Genomic DNA, 1,409 nt, shown 5'->3' on the forward strand with positions numbered 1-1,409 from the left:
GCTCATCAGGCAACCTCACGATTGCGTTGAATCAGTTTAAGAGCTGATTGGGCGTTGGTCCCGCGCCACCGTGACGACCGCCTGTGGTGCTCGCCCTTCGAGGGCCCGCATGAGACCTGCGGCGTTGCGGTGGCCGGAAGCCGCAGACGGGCTACAGGAAGATGCGCCACGGACACTTCGGCCAAGATGGGTCCAGAGCGCCGATTGATGAGCATCCCGTGAGGGCTCCCGGCACCGGGCACCATACTCCAGTTCTGTGAGGTGCATCCATGACCATTTTCGTCGGTCTCGATTGGGGCGGATCGAGCCATGCCGTCTGTATCGTCGACCTTGCCGGCAAGATCCTCGACCATTTTGCCGTCGCCCATGATCGGGACGGACTTGCCAATCTCGTTGCCCGTCTGCGCCGGCACGGCCCGCCCGGTGAGACGCCGATCGCCATCGAGCGACCGAGCGGCCTCTTGGTCGACACGCTTGCCGAGGCAGGCTTCGTCGTCACGCCGGTCCATCCCAATGTCGTCAAGGCGTGCCGGCCGCGCTATCGTGCCGTCGCCGCCAAGAGCGATCCCGGCGATGCCTACATTCTCGCCGACATCCTGCGCACTGATGGTCACCGGCTGACGCCGCTCAGGCCTCAGTCCGACGCCATCAAGGCCTTGCGCGCGCTGGTTCGCGGCCGTGACGATCTCGTCGCAACAAGACTCGTGCTCGCCAACCAGCTGCGTGCCCTGCTCGAAAGTTTCTGGCCTGGCGCCGCCGGCGTGTTCGCCAACATCGCAAGCCCGATTGCGCTGGCCTTCATCCAACGCTACCCGACACCCGAAAGCGCCAGCCGCCTGGGCGAGAAGCGCATGGCCGCCTTCCTCGCCCAGAACCAGTATTGCGGTCGGCGCGGCGTCGCCGATGTGCTCGGCCGGCTGCGCGCCGCTCCAACCGCAATGGCCGCTGAGCTCGAAGCCGATGCCAAGGGCGAACTCGTGCGCGCTATCGCCGTAACCCTCGAAAGCATCGTCACCCAGATCACCTCGCTTTCCAGCCGCATCGAGCATGCCGTCGCCCAATTGCCGGAAGGCAAGATCGTCATGTCCTTTCCGCGCGCCGGAAAAATCTGCGCCGCCCAGATCACCGCCGAATTGGGCGACGTACGCGCCCGCTTCCAAAGCGAGGATCACCTCGCCGCCGAGGCCGGCGTCGCACCCGTCACCTACCAGAGCGGAAAATCCCGGGGCGTCGGATGGCGATGGGCCTGCAACAAGCGCCTGCGCGCTGCCGTCACCTGCTTCGCCGACAACTCCAGACATGCCAGCCCTTGGGCTGCAAAGGTCTATCAGGACGCCAGAAAGCGAGGGTGCAGACACCCTCATGCCGTTCGCATCCTTGCCAGAGCTTGGCTCAGAATCCTCTGGCGC

The 1,409-nt window shown here is 65.2% G+C and carries 1 protein-coding gene; it reads left to right on the top strand.

Annotated features, from left to right (window positions below):
* Positions 1 to 269: 269 nt before the first annotated feature.
* A partial coding sequence (locus EOA16_RS32385; RefSeq protein WP_127261746.1) for an IS110 family transposase occupies positions 270 to 1,409 on the top strand: 1,140 nt, incomplete at its 3' end.

The sequence above is a fragment of the Mesorhizobium sp. M7A.F.Ca.US.008.03.1.1 genome (assembly GCF_003997495.1).
Taxonomy (GTDB): Bacteria; Pseudomonadota; Alphaproteobacteria; order Rhizobiales; family Rhizobiaceae; genus Mesorhizobium.